This window comes from Paenibacillus urinalis (genome assembly GCF_028747985.1).
Taxonomy (GTDB): domain Bacteria; phylum Bacillota; class Bacilli; order Paenibacillales; family Paenibacillaceae; genus Paenibacillus; species Paenibacillus urinalis.
On the sequence record NZ_CP118108.1, the window covers coordinates 3,772,688 to 3,790,377 of the forward strand.

Annotated in this window: 17 protein-coding genes; 3 read left to right on the forward strand and 14 right to left on the reverse strand. The window is 45.3% G+C overall.

Annotated features, from left to right (window positions below; translation table 11 throughout):
* Nucleotides 1-232: 232 nt before the first annotated feature.
* The 4 genes from efp to PUW25_RS17465 all read right to left on the reverse strand — a co-directional run bounded on the left by efp (nt 233) and on the right by PUW25_RS17465 (nt 2,993).
* A complete protein-coding gene (gene efp / locus PUW25_RS17450; RefSeq protein ID WP_047911040.1) occupies nt 233-790 on the reverse strand; it encodes an elongation factor P in 558 nt (185 codons plus the stop codon).
* 23 nt (nt 791-813) lie between these two features.
* Nucleotides 814-1,884: a M24 family metallopeptidase gene (locus PUW25_RS17455; RefSeq protein WP_274337339.1), complete on the reverse strand. Its 1,071-nt coding sequence runs from the start codon at nt 1,882-1,884 to the stop codon at nt 814-816.
* A gap of 31 nt (nt 1,885-1,915) precedes the next feature.
* Nucleotides 1,916-2,371: a type II 3-dehydroquinate dehydratase gene (aroQ, locus tag PUW25_RS17460; protein WP_274337340.1), complete on the reverse strand. Its 456-nt coding sequence runs from the start codon at nt 2,369-2,371 to the stop codon at nt 1,916-1,918.
* Nucleotides 2,372-2,507: 136 nt separating this feature from the next.
* Entirely contained in the window at nt 2,508-2,993 is a 486-nt protein-coding gene (locus tag PUW25_RS17465; protein ID WP_274338422.1) for a YqhR family membrane protein, read from the reverse strand.
* A gap of 287 nt (nt 2,994-3,280) precedes the next feature.
* On the opposite strand from PUW25_RS17465, the gene PUW25_RS17470 reads away from it, so the two are divergent.
* The gene (locus tag PUW25_RS17470) at nt 3,281-4,285 is read left to right on the forward strand and encodes a DUF1385 domain-containing protein (RefSeq protein ID WP_274337341.1); all 1,005 of its coding nucleotides are present in this window, start codon (nt 3,281-3,283) and stop codon (nt 4,283-4,285) included.
* A 9-nt stretch (nt 4,286-4,294) separates the two neighbouring features.
* Nucleotides 4,295-4,624, forward strand: a complete 330-nt coding sequence (locus tag PUW25_RS17475; protein WP_047911035.1) for a hypothetical protein — start codon at nt 4,295-4,297, stop codon at nt 4,622-4,624.
* A gap of 96 nt (nt 4,625-4,720) precedes the next feature.
* On the opposite strand, the gene PUW25_RS17480 is transcribed toward PUW25_RS17475, so the two are convergent.
* A complete protein-coding gene (locus tag PUW25_RS17480; RefSeq protein WP_047911034.1) occupies nt 4,721-6,307 on the reverse strand; it encodes a family 10 glycosylhydrolase in 1,587 nt (528 codons plus the stop codon).
* Between the two features lie 136 nt (nt 6,308-6,443).
* On the reverse strand, nt 6,444-6,869 hold the full coding sequence (gene mntR, locus PUW25_RS17485) for a transcriptional regulator MntR (protein WP_047911033.1): 426 nt from the start codon (nt 6,867-6,869) through the stop codon (nt 6,444-6,446).
* A gap of 204 nt (nt 6,870-7,073) precedes the next feature.
* Between mntR and splB the strand changes: the two genes are divergently transcribed.
* On the forward strand, nt 7,074-8,144 hold the full coding sequence (splB, locus tag PUW25_RS17490) for a spore photoproduct lyase (RefSeq protein ID WP_047911032.1): 1,071 nt from the start codon (nt 7,074-7,076) through the stop codon (nt 8,142-8,144).
* A 93-nt stretch (nt 8,145-8,237) separates the two neighbouring features.
* On the opposite strand, the gene PUW25_RS17495 is transcribed toward splB, so the two are convergent.
* The 8 genes from PUW25_RS17495 to PUW25_RS17530 form a co-directional block, all read right to left on the reverse strand.
* Nucleotides 8,238-8,951, reverse strand: coding sequence for a cytochrome c biogenesis CcdA family protein (locus PUW25_RS17495; protein ID WP_047911031.1), 714 nt, complete (start codon nt 8,949-8,951; stop codon nt 8,238-8,240).
* A gap of 53 nt (nt 8,952-9,004) precedes the next feature.
* The gene (locus PUW25_RS17500) at nt 9,005-9,808 is read right to left on the reverse strand and encodes a metal ABC transporter permease (RefSeq protein ID WP_047911030.1); all 804 of its coding nucleotides are present in this window, start codon (nt 9,806-9,808) and stop codon (nt 9,005-9,007) included.
* Nucleotides 9,809-9,829: 21 nt separating this feature from the next.
* On the reverse strand, nt 9,830-10,579 hold the full coding sequence (locus PUW25_RS17505) for a metal ABC transporter ATP-binding protein (protein ID WP_047911029.1): 750 nt from the start codon (nt 10,577-10,579) through the stop codon (nt 9,830-9,832).
* 57 nt (nt 10,580-10,636) lie between these two features.
* Complete coding sequence (locus PUW25_RS17510; protein WP_081872309.1) at nt 10,637-11,737, reverse strand: metal ABC transporter substrate-binding protein; 1,101 nt, start codon at nt 11,735-11,737, stop codon at nt 10,637-10,639.
* 201 nt (nt 11,738-11,938) lie between these two features.
* Nucleotides 11,939-13,936, reverse strand: coding sequence for a methionine--tRNA ligase (gene metG, locus PUW25_RS17515; RefSeq protein WP_047911028.1), 1,998 nt, complete (start codon nt 13,934-13,936; stop codon nt 11,939-11,941).
* 442 nt (nt 13,937-14,378) lie between these two features.
* Nucleotides 14,379-14,630: a membrane protein insertion efficiency factor YidD gene (gene yidD / locus PUW25_RS17520; RefSeq protein WP_081872308.1), complete on the reverse strand. Its 252-nt coding sequence runs from the start codon at nt 14,628-14,630 to the stop codon at nt 14,379-14,381.
* A 2-nt stretch (nt 14,631-14,632) separates the two neighbouring features.
* The gene (locus tag PUW25_RS17525) at nt 14,633-15,094 is read right to left on the reverse strand and encodes a Fur family transcriptional regulator (protein ID WP_047911027.1); all 462 of its coding nucleotides are present in this window, start codon (nt 15,092-15,094) and stop codon (nt 14,633-14,635) included.
* 162 nt (nt 15,095-15,256) lie between these two features.
* Nucleotides 15,257-17,557, reverse strand: a complete 2,301-nt coding sequence (locus tag PUW25_RS17530) for a copper amine oxidase N-terminal domain-containing protein (RefSeq protein ID WP_047911026.1) — start codon at nt 17,555-17,557, stop codon at nt 15,257-15,259.
* Nucleotides 17,558-17,690 lie beyond the last annotated feature (133 nt).

Here is a 17,690-nt window from a genome sequence, read left to right on the forward strand (position 1 = left end):
AAACCATGGTAAGCATAAGCTCACCTTGCTTCTAAACAGTATAATACGAATAGCGCTTTGTTGTAACCCTTTTTTACTGTAAATCAGTAAAGATATTGATGTGAAAATATGGAACTCGCGATAAATGGATTCTCTTTCTCTTAATAAAACAATATCCCCTGCTGAATAATGCTTAAGCAGAGGATAGTACAGCATGATATTACATATTTATTATCTTACAAATGTCTATTTATTACGCGCGGGAGTTGTATTTACCTTCGCGAGTATCGATGATCAGAACATCGCCTTCGTTAATGAAAAGAGGAACCTGCACATTCAGACCCGTTTCCACTTTTGCATTTTTGGTAGCACCTGTTGCTGTATTACCTTTGATTCCAGGCTCAGTTTCAACAACTTTCAGCTCTACAGAGTTAGGCAGGTTAATACCCAGGATCTCTCCTTGGTAGCTGATGATGTTCACGTTCATGTTCTCTTTGAGGAAGTTCAGTTCCCACTCGAGCTGATCGCTAGTCAATGTAAATTGATCGTAAGTTTCGTTATCCATGAAGGTATGCTCATCACCGCTTGCATAGAGGTAAGATACGCCGCGGTTATCGATTTGAGCGCGTCCAATCGTTTCACCCGCGCGGAAGGTTCTCTCTACCGTGTTGCCGTTACGCAGGTTTTTAAGTTTAGAGCGAACAAAAGCCGCGCCTTTACCTGGTTTAACGTGTTGGAAATCAAGAACCGTAAAGATATCTCCGTCAACCTCTACTGTCAAGCCTGTTTTAAAATCGTTTACTGAAATCACTAAAAAACCCCTCCTAATAATAGTTACAGCTTCAAAAGTTCTTTGTTGGAATGCGTGAGCAGGCGAATCCCTGATTCTGTAATCACGACATCATCCTCAATTCGTACACCGCCGATTCCAGGCAGGTAAATACCCGGCTCCACGGTAACGACCATACCAGGCTGAAGAATATCATCGCTCAGCTTGGACAGCCTAGGAGATTCATGAACCTCCATGCCTAGACCATGTCCGGTACTGTGGCCAAACTGGTCTCCATAGCCGTATTTCGTAATCACATCTCTTGCGAGAGCATCTGCTTCTCTTCCTGTCATACCCGGCTTAATATGTTCCAAAGTATGTAATTGGGCTTCCAATACAATATCGTAAATCTCCAGCAGCTTAGCTGCAGGATTGCCGATTGCAATGGTCCGTGTCAAATCTGAACAATATCCGTCTAGCAGCGCTCCAAAATCAAACGTAACAAAGTCTGACGTTTCAATCACTTTGTTACTGGCAACCCCATGCGGCATTGCCGAACGTTCGCCAGAAGCTACGATCGTATCGAACGAAGATGATGAAGCACCATTTTTGCGCATGAAGAATTCCATTTCCAGATCTACTTCACGCTCTGTCATTCCCGGCTTGATCACATTCTGGATATGCGAAAAAGTCGAGTCAGCCAAGTCCGCAGCACGCTGCATGATGGCAATCTCGTTCTCATCCTTGTAAATCCGCAGCTTCTCCACCAGGCCGCTGACAGGCACGAGAGACACGGGCTTCAATTGCTCTGAATAAACCCCATACGTAGAGAAAGTGACGACATCCTGCTCAAACCCCAGAGACTTGATGCCCTCTTTATCCAGGAGCTCTTTAACCGTACTCATCGGCTTGGCTGCATGTTCCACTACCGTGTAGCCTGCCGCCTGCTGAGGAGCTTGTGTCATGTAACGGAAATCCGTAAGCAAATAGGCTTGTTCTCGCGTAATCAATACGTACCCTGCTGAACCCGTGAATCCGGTCATGTATCGTCTATTAATAGGACTGGTGACCAAGAACGCTTCCAGCTGAGACTCTTGCATCGCTTTACGCAATTTCAACACTCGGTTGTTCCCCATGATTATACCTTCTTTCTTCGCTCTCGTTCATTCAATCCATCGAAGCGTCTTGTGTCTCCAAATAGCGATACATCGCGTTTAGGGCATGTTCATAGCTGTAAGCTCCGAAGCCAGAAATTTGACCAATCGTTACCGCTGCAATGACCGACGTATGCCGGAAAGACTCCCGCGCATGAATATTAGACAGATGAAGTTCGATGGTAGGAATTTTAACTGTGCTCAAAGCGTCACGAATAGCATAGCTGTAGTGAGTAAAGGCACCTGCATTAAGCAATATTCCGTCAACTTCCCCCAAGGAAGCATGAATTCGGTCGATAAGTTCTCCTTCATGATTCGATTGATAAAAAGTAATGGATACGGAAAGCTTCTCCGCCTGAGCACGAAGCATTTCTTCAATGCATTGAAGATTTTGCTTACCATAAATACCAGGCTCACGCACACCAAGCATATTCAGGTTCGGGCCGTTCATAACCAGAATCCGTTTCATATCCTCGCGCACCACCTTTCCTGCAAATAACCATCTGCTATTTTACCATACCGGATATTGGATTGAGAAGCTTTTTTGCATCACGGCAGCAGTGGTGAGGGCTCGGTAGTACCGCATATTCGCTAGCGATTTATTATCAGCCCATCTGGGTGTCTCTTTTACGTTCATCCGTAAACTCCATTGCGATGCTGTAACCGATGAACAATCCCCACAGCAGGAACAAACAGACTTCGCTAAAGATGGAATCCCAGGTCAGCTGGTTTAGAGGCTTCATCATCCCTGTCCAGGGACCAATCCATACGAAGAGAATGACCCACCAGGCGATCCCATAGATCAGACCGGGTATGGGCCCCTTCAGCTTGCGGAACAGGTACGTATATATGATAGATGCAATCAGTGAAAAAACGATGAAAAACAGCCACCCGATAAAATGTCCCTGTATTTTATAAATATAAGCATGCTTGAAAAAAGGCTCTGCCAGAAAACCTATCGGTACGACAGTAAAGTTAAAGTAGTAAAATATCCACTGAATACCTCCCCAGATCAACCCTGCAAAAAAACCGATTTCCAACGCAAATACAAATTTATTAGTAATCTCTCTGCGCTGTTCTAAGTGACTCATGACTCATCCTCCTGCAGCTTATGTATTTATTTATCTTCTCGGAAGTAAGAGATCCGCAACTTTTTGGGCTGCAGCTCGTACATAAACACGATCACACTTTTGCATCTGATAACCAAAAGCAATGAATGGCCCTAGCTGCAGCAAATGTCACTATGCATACTCTCATGTAAAACCTTGTTATAACTTGTAGTATGTTCAAATTACTGAAGACTAGTCAGAACTAGAAATTGCTGGCGGAATTCGATACAATGTAGACAATCGAAGTTAAGAATAGGAAGGTGAGCTCTTTGCCTCAAGAATCAAAAAGAGTGGCTTATGGCGGTCAAGCCGTAATTGAAGGGGTCATGTTCGGCGGGAAGCATGTGAATGTCACTGCAGTACGTCGTAAAAACCAAGAAATCACTTTTCTTGAAGTGCCTAAACAGGATAAATCCTGGGTCACCAAATTACGTAAGGTCCCTTTTCTACGCGGGATTGTAAGTCTGATAGACTCCAGCGCCAAGGGAACGAAGCATTTAAATTACTCGGCAGATGCTTATGCTGACGACGAGCTGACACCAGAAGAACGTGCGAAGTATCAAGAGAATGAAGATTCAGGCTGGAGTCTGTCGATGATTATCGGCGTTGCTGCCGTAGGTATCCTATCCTTTGTATTTGGCAAAGTGGTGTTGACGGCGGTACCGGTATTCATAGAGGAATTTCTATTCGGCAGCCTGGCGATCAGCCAGTTCGGTCATACTTTCATTGAAGGAATTATTAAGATCCTGCTTGTCTTTGCTTACCTGTACTTCTTATCCATGACACCAACCATCAAGCGATTGTTTCAATATCATGGTGCAGAGCATAAGGTAATAAGTGCTTATGAAGCTGGAGCTGAGCTCACTCCGGAGAGTGTACAGAAATTCAGCCGTCTCCATTACAGATGCGGAAGCAGCTTCCTGGTGCTCAGTGTCATTGTCGGGGTGCTTGTCTATTCTGTATTCTCGATCCCGTTTCCTTACGATAATGTATGGGAGCGTGTAGGACAGCGGCTCATGCTCTTGCCGATCGTACTCGGTGTTTCATTTGAAGTATTAAAGTTTACAAACGCAGTAAGAGACATACCGGTTCTTCGCTTCCTTGGTTATCCGGGCCTGTGGCTTCAGCTTCTTACAACCAAAGAACCAACGAACGAGCAGGTTGAGGTATCGATTGCCTCCTTTAACCGTATGCGTGAGCTTGATGCGGAATTTGAAAAATCACCCGCAACGTTCAGTGTAACTAGCGGTAATCTTGATCCTGTGAAAGGATGAGGATCTGACATGGTTAAGCATGCAGTAGCTTTTTGGATCATCATGATATTGGCGGTCTTCGGCTTATATGATATTATTCGATCTGGTTTATGGAGTGAACTAATCTTCCCCCTGATCCTGGGAGGACTCATCTTCTGGTTCTATAAGCGTCCCCCTCGGGCATTGACCGGCAGACACCCTAAAGTGAAGCCTTCCAAAGCAACGATGGCGAAGCTCGAACGGAGTAAGTCAGGACATAAACCCGGACAGACAATGAATAAGCGCAAGAGCTACCCTTTTCATGTCATTGAAGGACAGAAGAAAAGCAAAAATGACGATGAGCTTCCTAAATATCATTAGCAAAAGCAAAAGTCCTTTGACCTGCTAAAGGTCAAAGGACTTTTTATGTTGTAGATCAGCAGTTTATGAAGCCTTTAATATTCTAGAAAAGTCATTTCATTTTCCGTAATAGTTTTGCAGTAAACCGATCAAGCCAAGAGGATTCTTGGTCAGGTATTGTGCACTAAAGTAGATGTCGCCATCAACTTCTTCATACTGCTCATTATATTTGAGCTGATTAATGATTTCATTTGCGGTGTGCCAGCCCGCTTCGGATGTTCCCAGCTTGTAAGGTGAGTGACCTATATACAGATCCACATCGGTCCCTGACACCTCATCGACCCACCAGTCAACCAGAATATCGTATCTTGCCGCTTGGAGTGACATGCTCCAATAAATCTGCGGTGCAACATAATCAATCCACTCTTTCTGAATCCAAGTACGCACATCCGCATGCATATCATCATAGGCGGTCACGCCTGCCTTCGTATTCGAGCCTGTCGGATCATCTGCGATGTTTCTCCACACGCCAAATGGACTAATTCCATACTCGACTCCAGGCTTCACAGCTTGTATCTGTTCCCCCAGTGACTGAACGAACCTGTTAATATTATCTACACGCCAGTCATTAATATCTTTATAGTTGTTGTAATTATACGCTTTGAAGGCAGCTGCATCATTAAAAGTGACATTAGATGGGTAGAAATAGTCGTCCAAATGAACGCCATCGATGTCATAACGATTCACCACTTCCATGATGGCATCAATAATATGCTGTCTTGCATCTGGGATACCCGGATTAATGTACATCTGATTCTTAGCGGTTACGATCCAATCCGGATGTACATTCACTACATGATTGGCTGCATTCTTGCTAATGTCTGCCGTCGTATTCGCGCGGAAAGGATTAAACCAGGCATGGAATTCCATCCCCCGTTTATGTACTTCCTCGATCATGAAGCTGACAGGATCATACCCTGGATCCACCCCTTGGGTGCCAGTCAATACTTTGTTCCATGGAACCAGTGTGGAAGGATAGATCGCGTCAGCGGCACCTCTCAGCTGAACAAATACCGCATTGATTCCCATAGACTCCAGCTTATCAAGCTCCTGGATGAAATCACTCTTCTGCTTCTCCACATTATTCATAGATCCTGATTTCGGCCAGTCTCCATTAATGGTGGAGATCCATGCGCCTCTCATATCGCTGTCCTCTGGTTCTCCAGGTACAACCGGAATTTCCGGATCTGTCGGCCACAAATTCGTAGAGGTGAGATGAATCGTTTTGGCGGATTGATTCCATTTCACAATCAGGCCCAGATGCTCGCTGACAAAACGAATCGGCACCATCACACGGTTTTTGGTGTTGGTCACATTCGCGGACAGCTGTACCGTTTTTCCGTTCACAATCGCCGTGCTCTTCCCTTGGGTCAAAGACAGGTCGTTGCCAAATCCTTGAATCCGAACGGTTTTGGACGCCTGATTCCACTTAACCGAAGCGCCAATGCCTTCACTGATTACACGAAGCGGCACCATCGTGACATTGACTTTGGGTACGATATAAGGCGCAACGTCAGACTCCAGCTCCTCACCATCCAAATAAATCGTAATTCCTGCCGTACTGGCTGCGAATGTCACAGAGCCCCCTTGAAATGCCAGCAAACAGACTAGCAATAATGCGATGCATTGTTTCCATTTCCTCATACAACCCTTGTCCTCCATAGCTTTGGTATTAGAAAAATAAACCATTTCCTATGAATATAGACGCGGATTCTATTCTGATAGTTGCGTATAAAAAGAAAAAACACCTGTCCCGCAAATAAATCAGGACGGTGCTCTTCTATGATTCGTTGGTCAGTTCTTTATGAACATTCTGTAAATCCTCTAGTCGGGTGTTGTCTCTGCGAAAATATTCGACAAGGGTTTCGATGCAAGTAATGGAATCCCAGCTCAAATGATGCTCAATTCCTTCAACATCGGTATAGATATTCTCATTCTTAACGCCAATCATCGTTAAAAATTCCTCAAGCAGCTCATGACGGTCCATTAGACGCTTGCCAATCTTTTTGCCTTTTGGCGTCAGCACGAGTCCGCGGTATTTTTCATAGATTAAATATTCATCTTTATCCAGCTTCTGGATCATCTTGGTTACAGAGGAAGGATGGACTTCCAGTCCCTCAGCTATATCGGATACACGCGCATAGCCCTTCTCGTCAATTAACTTGTAAATTCGCTCCAAATAATCTTCCATACTGGGCGTTGGCATTTGCCTTACCTCTTTTCATTTATGAACTAGCGTCTGATCGATCGCACAACTTTGCTCTTGTAATGATACATGTTATCACTTGCGATTTGCAAGTCTTAAAGCCTGACAAGCACTTCTTACATGACTGAACTTACCACGCTTAATGGGTGCAAACTGATGGCACAATAACTAAGAATTGAATACAGGGAGAGGAGCCAACTGCCCATGACAATACTCGTTCCGGAAAAGCCTAAACGCAAGCTTAAGCCAACAGCTCCCTTTGTTCCTGATTTAGTTTATTTTGAACCACAGGCATTGGAATATGAAAAAGGCAAACGCATTATGGAATGGGTTAAAGCGAATAATATTGAATATCGTATGACCACTTCGCACAACCGAATTACGAACTTGCCGGGAGAGACAGATCAGGAGAAATACCGTATAGCCAAAAGAACGCTCGTGGTGGGCCTTCGCAAAACGCTTAAATTCGATCAGTCCAAGCCCTCTGCCGAATATGCGATTCCGATATCTACAGGATGTATGGGACACTGTCACTACTGCTATCTGCAGACCACGCTTGGCAGCAAACCTTATATTCGTGTCTATGTAAACACGGAGGACATTCTGCATGCAGCGAAGGATTACATTGAAGAGCGCAAGCCGGAGATCACCCGGTTTGAGGCTGCTTGTACTTCTGACCCTGTCGGGCTCGAACATATTACTGGGAGCCTCGGTGATCTCATTCGCTTTATGGCGGATGAAGAGTTTGGACGACTTCGGTTCGTTACCAAGTATCATCATGTAGATCCTCTGCTGAACATCAAGCATAACGGCCATACGCGCATTCGATTTAGTGTAAATGCTGAATATGTAATTAAAAATTTTGAGCCTGCCACCTCCCGCTTCGAGGAACGTATAGAAGCCGCAGGAAAAATCGCTCACGCCGGATATCCCCTCGGTTTTATTATCGCTCCGATCATTTGGTACGACGGGTGGGAAGAGGGCTATAGCGAGCTGCTGGAAAGGCTTAAAGAAAATCTTCCACAGGAAGCAACCAAAGATTTGACTTTTGAGATGATTCAGCACCGCTTTACCAAGACGGCCAAAAATGTGATTGAACAGCGCTATCCCAAATCCAAGCTGGAAATGGATATAGCGAAACGTGAGACCAAATGGGGAAAATGGGGACAATATAAATATGTATACCCTAAAGATCAGCAGCAGGCACTCCGTGAATTTATTACGGAACGTATCTTCGATGCTTTTCCACAAGCTAAAATTGAATATTTCACCTAAGTTTGCCTTCGACAAAAGCCACTGCCAATCATCTGCATAATGTGAAAAAACCATCAGTCAGCGACTGATGGGCTTACATAACGAAACTATTTTTTAGAATATCATCCATTCCGGTGTAATTCGTTGCAGCCAAATCGTAATTTGTGTCATTCGGTCTGTAAAGAGCAATATGCCCATCAGAACCATAACACTACCCCCGACCTTCATTAGTACACCTGAATATTTACTGATAAATCTCGTCGTTCCAACAAAGAATGCCAGCAAGAAAAAGGGAAGTGCGAATCCTATAGTATAGCCTGTAATAAGCGTAACCCAGGTTCCCGGCTCGGTTGCTGCAATCGCGATGATTGCGGTAAGAATAGGTCCGATGCAAGGAGACCAGCCAGCAGAAAAGCCAATGCCAAAAATAAAAGAGCCAAGGTAGCCAGCCGGCTTCCATTTGACATCAAGCTTTCTTTCCTTCATCAATAGCTGCGGCTGAAAGAGCCCAATGAGAAATAAGCCCATGACCATAATAAGTATTGCTGACAGCATTCGAATGAGGTCCTTGTATTCGTGAAAAAATTCTCCAAAGATGCCTGCGCCAAGTCCGAGTGTGTAGAATACGACGGAAAAGCCCAGGATAAAAGCTAGAGTATGGCTTAACGTGCGCATACGGACCTCGCGCTTATTCTGCTCGTGCTTAAGCTGCTGCACGGATAAACCGGTTATGTAGGACAGATAGGACGGATACAGCGGCAGACTGCAGGGTGATAAGAAGGAAGCAACCCCTGCCAAGAAGGCTAATAATACGTTCACATCAGGCATGACTATAACGCCTCCCTAAGAACGAATGAAAGAATTCGGGTAAGATAAATATCTTAAGCCCGAATTCCTTTTTTACCAAGCATAATGACAATAAGCATCGCAATAAGCAAGAGAACAATCGTTGCTCCAGGAGCGAGATTCCATACCCCTGCAATGATAAGTCCTGCAATAACGGCAATTTCCGAAATAATGACAGATAATATAATGGAAGATCTGAAGCTTCTCGCAATCAAGAGACTGACGGCAACCGGTATGGTCAGCAGTGCCGAGACAAGCAGCGCTCCGACGATCTTAATAGCTGTACTGATTACCAGTGCTGTCATCACGGTAAGCAGCATGTTCAACAATTTTGTAGGAAGTCCGGTAACGGCAGCGGCATCCTCCTCAAAGCTTAGAAGGAAGAACTCCTTATGAAAAATAGACACTACAGCAATAACAATAACCGTTACGATTCCAACAACCGTCAAATCCGTCATATCCAATGTATATATACTACCAAACAAATAACTCATTACGTCCCCATTATAGCCTTTACCAAGAGTAAAGAATAAAGAAGCCAGCGCTACTCCCCCGGACATAATAATGGCGATCGATAATTCAGCATAACTCTTGTAGGCTTTACGCAGCTTCTCTATGGCAAATGAGGCTAAGACCGCAAAGACAAGTCCAACCGCAATCGGATATACCCCCAGCAAAAAGCCAAGGGCCACCCCCGCAATGGTTACATGCGACAAGGTGTCCCCGATCATCGATAATCTGCGAAGCACAAGAAACAAACCAATCAGCGGGGCTGTGATACCGATCAGTATCCCGCCAGCCAGCGCCCGCTGAAAAAATTCACTCGTTAATATTTCCAATTTCCACGACTCCTTCGGCCCTTATAACAATGTATGCTGTAAATCAGTCTGAGCACAGTTCTCCAGATCATGTGAATGGCGAACATAGAACTTGATCTTGCCGTTCTGCTGATCCGGCTCACTTCCGAGATAACCTTCAATCATATCGATATCATGCGATACCATTAAGAAGGTCATATGATGATGCTGATGCATATGCGTGATCAGCTCGAAGAAGCTTGCCTGCGTCTCCGCATCAATACCTACTGTAGGTTCATCAAGAATGAGCAAATCTGGACGGTTAATGAGCGCCCGGGCCAAAAAAGTACGCTGCTGTTGACCGCCAGACAATTGGCCAATTCTCTTATCAGCCAAATCCTGAATCCGCATGACTTCAAGCGCATCATCGCATTGCTGCTTATGCTTCTGACTCAATCTGCGGAATATGTTTTTGTTGTTGTACAGCCCAGACTGTACGACTTCTCTTACTGTAGCCGGAAACAGTGGATTAAAGGCATTTTTTTGCGGTACATATCCAATTCGTTCCCAGTCCTTAAATTTGGCGATCGGTGTACCAAACATCCGAATATCACCGGATCCTTGGGGCAGCAGTCCAACAAGCATTCGCATCAGCGTCGTTTTTCCCGCTCCATTCGAACCAATCACTCCTACGAAATCTCGTTCTTTCACGGTAAGATTCAGATCCTTAATTACCTGTTGTTCACCGTAAGAAAAACATAGATTGTTAAGCTCAAGGACTGGATCATGGCATAGTGCTGTAGCTGGTTGCATCGACGTTCCATCCTTTATTTCAAGTTCAATCTATTATCATCCTAGCATTATCTTCGCTTATTTTAAAGCGGTGATTAAATTTTGTAAATTTTTCTCCATTTGAGTAAAATAAGTTTCTCCGTTCTGCAGCTGCTCTTCAGTCAATCCTTCAACCGGATTGAGTACCATCGTTTGTACACCCGCTTCTGAAGCAAGTGTCTTGGCCAGCTTATCCGATACCAGCTCTTCAAAAAAGATATATTTAATTCCTTCTTCTTCAACGAGATTAGCTAGCTTCACAATGTCCTGTCCCGTTGGCTCTGCATCAGGAGATAACCCCATGATCGAATGCTGAGTCAGTCCGTAATCTCGTGCAAGATAACCAAATGCTTGATGAGATACTACAATCTCTTTATTGGGTACTTTTGCGAGCTCCTCTGTAAATTTGGCATCCAGATCCTCTAGCTCCTGTTTAAGACCCTCATAGCGTTCTTCATAACCTGCTTGGTGCTCAGGATCTGCTTCAACTAGGCTGTCCTTAATATTTTCTGCCATGATCAGAGCTGATTTGGGGCTTATCCAAGTATGAGGATCGGTGGAACCATGATTATGACCATCATCTGAAGCTGGAGCTTCTTCTTCATGAGCGTGCTCCTCTTCATGAGATTCTTCACCTTCATGTGCATGCTCTTCTTCATGAGCGTGCTCCTCGCCTTCATGGGCATGCTCATCAGCAGCTTCCTCTGCTGCATGATCATGGGTATGACCTTCTGAATCGATCAGCTCGATCCCTTCGCTTACTTCTACAGATTTCACATTAGAATCGCTGTCGAGTCCCTTCAAGAAGTTGGGTACCCATCCTTCAAGTCCTGCACCATTGTACAGAAACAGTCCTGCATTGGATGTATTGACGATATCCTGACTGCGTGGAGTCCAGCTATGAGGATCTACTCCTGCTGGCTGCAAATTGATTACATTCGCATCTTCCCCGCCTATCGTCTTAGCAAATTCATATATTGGATAAAAACTCGTAACGACGTTGAACTTATCTTCCTCAATCTGCCCTTGAGAGCTGCCGTTTGAATCATTGCCACAAGCGGCTGTAAATAACATGATAGCGCTAAGTAATACTCCCCCGGCCATATTCCGCACTTTTTTTCCAGTCAAACTATATTTCATAATGACCTCCGCATCTATTTAATCGTAATCGTAATGATTACTAGCAAATAGTAGTATAGCATCCCTCCCAAGATTGTCAATACTATTTACTGAAAAAAAGAGCGTTCCCTAAAAGGAACGCTCTTCATTGTATAAGCTTAAAATCCTCTTTTTAAGATTATGTGCAGGATGCACCCATTTCATAACTCATTAAAAAGGGGGTTACTTCACGATTGCCCCGTTCGGCATATTTTCAGGCACCGTAGCCAGAGTCAATTGATCTCCATGAGAGGCAGCGAGAATCATCCCTTGAGACAATTCGCCGCGCAGCTTCACCGGCTTCAGATTCGTCACACAAATGACTTTCTTGCCTACCATTTCTTCCGGCGTATAGAACTTCGCAATACCCGATACTACTTGACGCTGCTCATAACCGAGATCAAGCTGCAGCTTCAGCAGCTTATCTGCCTTTTTCACCGGCTCGCACGCGGTAACCTGAGCAACACGCAGCTCTACTTTGGCAAAGTCCTCAATTCCGATCTCCGGCAGTCCTTCCGTTGCTTCTGCTGCGGCTTCTACCGCTTTGGCTGGCTCTGCTTTGGTTCCGCCTGACATAGCACCCGCAATATAGGCAACCTCCTGCTCTACATCAAGTCTCGGGAAGATCGGCTCACCCTTGCGAAGCTCATTTCCTGCTGGAACCAATCCTGCCTGCTTGGTGCTGTCCCAGCTTGTAAGCTCTCCCTCCTGAATGTTAAGCTGCTCCCAAATTTTGCGCGGAGCCTGAGTTAAGAACGGCTGCAGCAAGATGGATGCTACACGCAAGCTCTCCACCAGATGGGCCATAACGGAAGCAAGCTCCTCGCGTTTTGCCTCATCCTTAGCAAGCACCCATGGCTGAGTTTCATCAATATATTTGTTGCACCGGCTGATGAATTGACCAATCAGTGTCAGTGCTACAGAGAATTCCAGATTCTCCATCGCCTCTTCCACTTTCTCCACAGTACTCAGCGCAAGCTCTTCAATCGTGCTGTCAAATTCAGTTACTCTGGATAGGTATGCAGGCGTTTTGCCGTCAAAATACTTGTGCACCATCGCCACAGTACGGTTTAGCAGATTGCCGAGGTCATTCGCGAGATCCGAGTTAACACGCTCTACGAAGCTCTCCGGAGTAAACGTACCATCCGATCCAAAAGGTACCTCACGCAGCAGGTAGTAACGCAGGGAATCCAGTCCGTAGCGGTCAATCAGTGTCACGGGATCAACGACATTCCCTTTGGATTTGGACATTTTGCCATCCTTCATCAGCAGCCATCCGTGGGCAAATACCTTCTTCGGCAGCGGAAGATCCAGCGCCATCAGCATAATCGGCCAATATATCGTGTGGAAGCGGACGATTTCTTTACTCATCAGATGAACATCTGCCGGCCAGAATTTATCGTACAAGGAAGCATCCTCACTGCCATATCCCAGAGCGGTAATGTAGTTCAGCAGTGCATCAATCCATACGTAGACCACATGCTTAGGATCACTGGATACTTTAACTCCCCATTCATAGCTTGTACGGGATACAGCCAGATCCTCAAGACCCGGCTTGATGAAATTGTTAATCATTTCGTTCTTGCGGGATTTAGGCTGGATGAAATCCGGATTTTCCTCATAATATTGAAGCAGCCGGTCTGCATATTTGCTCATTTTGAAGAAATAGCTTTCCTCTTTGACGAGCTCGACGGGATGACCGCTGTCCGGACTTTTTCCGCCAATAATTTTGCCATTCGCATCCTTCTCGGTATCCACCAGCTGTGTTTCCGTGTAATAGGTTTCATCAGGTATACTGTACCAGCCTTCGTATTCCCCTTTATAAATGTCGCCCTGCTGCACCAGTCGCTCAAACACGTCCTGAACGACGGATGTATGCCTCGGCTCTGTCGTCCGAATGAAATCATCGTTTGTGATATCAAGCTTTTTCCACAAATCCTGAATTCCTGCGACAATATGGTCAACAAATTCCTGCGGTGTTTTGCCTGCTGCCTTCGCTTTTTGCTCGATTTTTTGACCATGCTCATCTGTACCTGTCAGGTAACGTACCTCATAGCCTCTTAGGCGCTTATATCTTGAGATCGCATCTCCCGCTACTGTAGTGTAAGCATGACCGATGTGCAGCTTGTCGCTTGGATAGTAAATCGGTGTTGTAATGTAGAATGTTTTTTTGTCTGTCACTTTTGTATGCCTCCTAATGATTAATATGTAATCAAGGGATTGCGGTACCATGTAAAAACAACACAAAAAGACCCTCATCCCATATGGGACGAGAGTCTGTTACACTCACGTGGTACCACCCAAATTCCCTGATCACTTCACACTCAAGTAAGAAATCAGGCTCATACCAGTCAAGCTCATTGCTTAACTGTGCCCGCTAACGCTGGCATGCGCCGCTCCCTTACCTTCCATCTACTAGGACGGATATGGCTCGAAAGCAGTTCCTCCAGGACCATTTTCCGAACTCTGCTTCAGACCGGCTTGCAGCTCCCCCGGCTCTCTGTACTAAAGCATGCATGATCGTACTTATCCCTTCATAGGAAAAATATGCGTACATCTATAATATTGAGCTTATTCAGAAAAATCATACAAAACGGCAGCATCAATGTCAAGGTTCCGCAGCCTATGAAGGCGTATTTCCTTCACTGCCCTTCTTGGGAGGGACGAGGTCCACTCCCCCCGGGTGTAAAGGATGACACTTCGCTATCCGTTTCGCCGCAAGGAGTGATCCCTTCACTGCACCGTGCACCTCAATGGCTTCGAGTGCATAAGCAGAACAGGTCGGATAAAAACGACAGCTGGGCGGCGTCAGCGGTGAGATGAATTTGCGATAGAACTGAACCGGAGCCTTCGCGATGAATCTAGCAGGCTTCATTATTAATGACCTTTGGAAGCAGGCTTCTTCGTACTCTTATAGCCTTTGCCTTCAGTCTGACATTCTCTGCAATATCCAAAAATTTCAAACTTGTGTTCAACAACTTGAAATTGATCCGGCGTGTCTGTAAGATTCATCGGGCAAAACTCGATCGGCAGTGTCTTCTGGCAGTTCAGACATATCAAATGATGATGGTGATGACCGCTGCTGCATGAAGCTTTGAATTTAACCCCGTCTTCAAAAATAACCTGCTCCAGTACGCCGAGCTCCTGCATGACTCTCAAGTTGCGATAGACCGTATCAAAGCTTAGTCCGCTGTATGATTTGCCCATATATTCATAAACGTCTTTTGGTGACAAATAACCTTCTGATTCGGCAAAAAGCCTTGCCAGCGTCTTGCGCTGATCTGTAATTCGAAGTCCTTGACCGGACATAGCTTCAATAATTTGATCCGTGGACAGCATGACTCTTAACCCTCCTGTCATACCTATTTGTGTCATACCCTTATAATGCCTGAAATCAAGAGTCACGTCAACGAACACGTATAGTACATTGATTCGTATTCGACACAAACGTAACAAAAAAAGAACTCTGATGTAGAGCTCTTTTCTTGTATGAATGAATTCTTACTCCTCTATTTGCGGCAATGCCGTAAACAACAGATTGATTGGAAGACTGCTTGCCGGCGCAGCAGTGAACCAGATTTCGACCTTTTGCTCATAGCTGCCTGTTCGGTATAATACAACCTGCTCATTCGGAGCACTTACTCCTCCACTCTTCGCCAGAGGTATGAGCATTCCATTCACCATCGCATAGCCCGAATAGGTTCCTCCGCGAGGATTAAAGGAGATCAGTGTATTAGGAGCTACGGAGTCCAGTGTGATCTTGTACAGGACACCGAAGTTACCCGAGTTGGAGGCTGTTACCCCTACCATCGGATCCACGCCGGCCACGTTCGGGTCATCCTTGTTATCCCCAATCACAAGCCGCTGTGACTTCTCGCCAATTGTCTCGCTGTATCTGATGATGCGAGTTGGATTATCATAAGTTCCGCGGTTATGAACACCATCCCGATCAAGAACCGGCAGCTTCTTCACTGCAGACAGCGGATCCAGCTTCTCATCAATCATAATGACTTTGTAGTCAATTGGATAATTGCTGTAAACATCAGAATACAGTGAAATAATTTGACTCTGGCCAAGACTCGACATGCTCAGATCGGTAAGGATCAGCTTGCTCTCTCCCGGCTTCAGCTGAGTAGTCGACCACTTTGAACCATCCTGCATCGTTTCAAAATATCTTTGCACCGCTTTTTTGCCTGCAGCCTGTGCAATGTTGGTCGGACCTGCGAAGCCTAGATTCTCTGTGCGAAGTGTAGCTGTAGCCGAGTTGTTGTTCGTTGCGACCACGTACATCTTCACTTTTTTGCCGGTGTTATTGAGATGGTGAAGCAAAAATCTCGTGTTGCCGACGGCACGATCCTGATATAGAATCCCTTCACGGGTTACCGTTTCAGGACTATTGCTTCGTATCAGTGTGCCTGGTTGATCCGTGTACGTATAACTCACTTTATCCCAGGTCGGGACAATCGAACCGTCAAAGGCAAATTCCTCCCCAACCGGTGTAAAGAGACGATTAAACTCATTGAGCGTGTACAACGTTTCGTTTGTGATAATAATCGTTTTTTCGTAAGTCCGGCTTGCCCCTTTATTATCAGTAACCGTTAATCGAATCGTCTTGGGTCCAGGTGTGAAAAACGCTGCTGCATTATTGTCCCACTGTGTATCTACTATATACTCGTCATCTGTACTCTCGTCCTTGTACGTAATCAGCTCGCCCATCTTATATTCTTCTTTATCTGTTGTAAACATCGGAATCGGCGGCTGATTCGGCCGTTCTACATTAATGGTAACGGTATAGGCATCACTCCATGTACCGCTTGAATCCTGAACATAATAGCTGACCGTATAGTTCCCTTCTGATTCAAATACATCCTGTCTGCCTTCCCAGCGTTCATTAATGATCGCAAGACCTTTCGGAGAATAAGGAGCTGTTACATAAGTTACCTGATCTCCTGCGTACACCTTGCTCGGCTGAATGCTGAATTTAGCAAGCGGCTTACTCGACAGGTTCAGAATAATCCGTTTATTGATGTTATCCACACTGTAGGTTATGCCAAGTGCTTGGGTAATGGATGTCAGCGGTACCATAAATGTATTGTTCGTCTGATAGGAAGCGCCCTTCATGCTCTTCGAAACGCCGTTAACCGTATAGCTGCTGCTGTTCGTTTTGAAGCGAAGTTCGTTGCTGCCCTGGATGATCAGCGTTTCCTTGGTGCTGTAATTGTATGATACCTTGTATCCGACTCGATCAACCAATGCGCGAATAGGCACATAGGAAACACCGCTCTTCACAACCATCGGCTGTGGAGCGTAGTAAGTAACACCGTCCTGAATCATCTTGCTGCTATTATAAAATAAGATCAGCTGGCTCGCGCTGACAGCTGTATTCGCTGCTGTATTTGCCTTGACCGAGCTTGTCTCCTGAGCAGTTTGCTGTGAAACCGGCTGCTGCTCTACAGCATCCGACTCTATAGAATCCTCTTCGGGAAGTGAAGCCTGGTCTTTCTCAGAGGATTCATCACTTTGAGAATCATCTGGAAGCTCTGCTTCATCAGATATGTCCTGAGCTCCGCTTACGGATCCTTCTGCGGCTTCTGTGTCCTGCTTCACTTCGTTATTGGTGTGTGAAGTACTCTCGTCATTCTTAACATCTTGGGACAGGGTTTCTTGCACACTTGCTGCTTGTTGATCAAGTGCTTGTCCCTGCTGAACTTCTGCTGTGTCTGATTGTGCACTCACTGGAAAAGCCATCAGTACCTGTGAAACGGCAAAGACGGTGAGAATAGATAATTTCTTGAAATTCATTCCTCGACTCCTTCTAATCACTTAGTTGTATCACGATGCATGTCTCATTATTAGACGCAGTTATACTGAAAAAGTTGCTCTACACATTCTAAAAAATGACAAAAAGCAACATCCCCTAAGTCGGAAACGCTGC

What these genes read in the sequence shown, in the direction of transcription:
- PUW25_RS17510 (WP_081872309.1), bottom strand. Translation starts at nt 11,737, where the DNA reads ATGAAATATAGTTTGACTGGAAAAAAAGTGCGGAATATGGCCGGGGGA.
- mntR (WP_047911033.1), bottom strand. Translation starts at nt 6,869, where the DNA reads ATGCCAACGCCCAGTATGGAAGATTATTTGGAGCGAATTTACAAGTTA.
- PUW25_RS17455 (WP_274337339.1), bottom strand. Translation starts at nt 1,884, where the DNA reads ATGGGGAACAACCGAGTGTTGAAATTGCGTAAAGCGATGCAAGAGTCT.
- PUW25_RS17495 (WP_047911031.1), bottom strand. Translation starts at nt 8,951, where the DNA reads ATGCCTGATGTGAACGTATTATTAGCCTTCTTGGCAGGGGTTGCTTCC.
- PUW25_RS17530 (WP_047911026.1), bottom strand. Translation starts at nt 17,557, where the DNA reads ATGAATTTCAAGAAATTATCTATTCTCACCGTCTTTGCCGTTTCACAG.
- PUW25_RS17465 (WP_274338422.1), bottom strand. Translation starts at nt 2,993, where the DNA reads ATGAGTCACTTAGAACAGCGCAGAGAGATTACTAATAAATTTGTATTT.
- aroQ (WP_274337340.1), bottom strand. Translation starts at nt 2,371, where the DNA reads ATGAAACGGATTCTGGTTATGAACGGCCCGAACCTGAATATGCTTGGT.
- PUW25_RS17525 (WP_047911027.1), bottom strand. Translation starts at nt 15,094, where the DNA reads ATGCTGTCCACGGATCAAATTATTGAAGCTATGTCCGGTCAAGGACTT.
- PUW25_RS17480 (WP_047911034.1), bottom strand. Translation starts at nt 6,307, where the DNA reads ATGAGGAAATGGAAACAATGCATCGCATTATTGCTAGTCTGTTTGCTG.
- splB (WP_047911032.1), top strand. Translation starts at nt 7,074, where the DNA reads ATGACAATACTCGTTCCGGAAAAGCCTAAACGCAAGCTTAAGCCAACA.
- yidD (WP_081872308.1), bottom strand. Translation starts at nt 14,630, where the DNA reads ATGAAGCCTGCTAGATTCATCGCGAAGGCTCCGGTTCAGTTCTATCGC.
- PUW25_RS17475 (WP_047911035.1), top strand. Translation starts at nt 4,295, where the DNA reads ATGGTTAAGCATGCAGTAGCTTTTTGGATCATCATGATATTGGCGGTC.
- PUW25_RS17505 (WP_047911029.1), bottom strand. Translation starts at nt 10,579, where the DNA reads ATGCAACCAGCTACAGCACTATGCCATGATCCAGTCCTTGAGCTTAAC.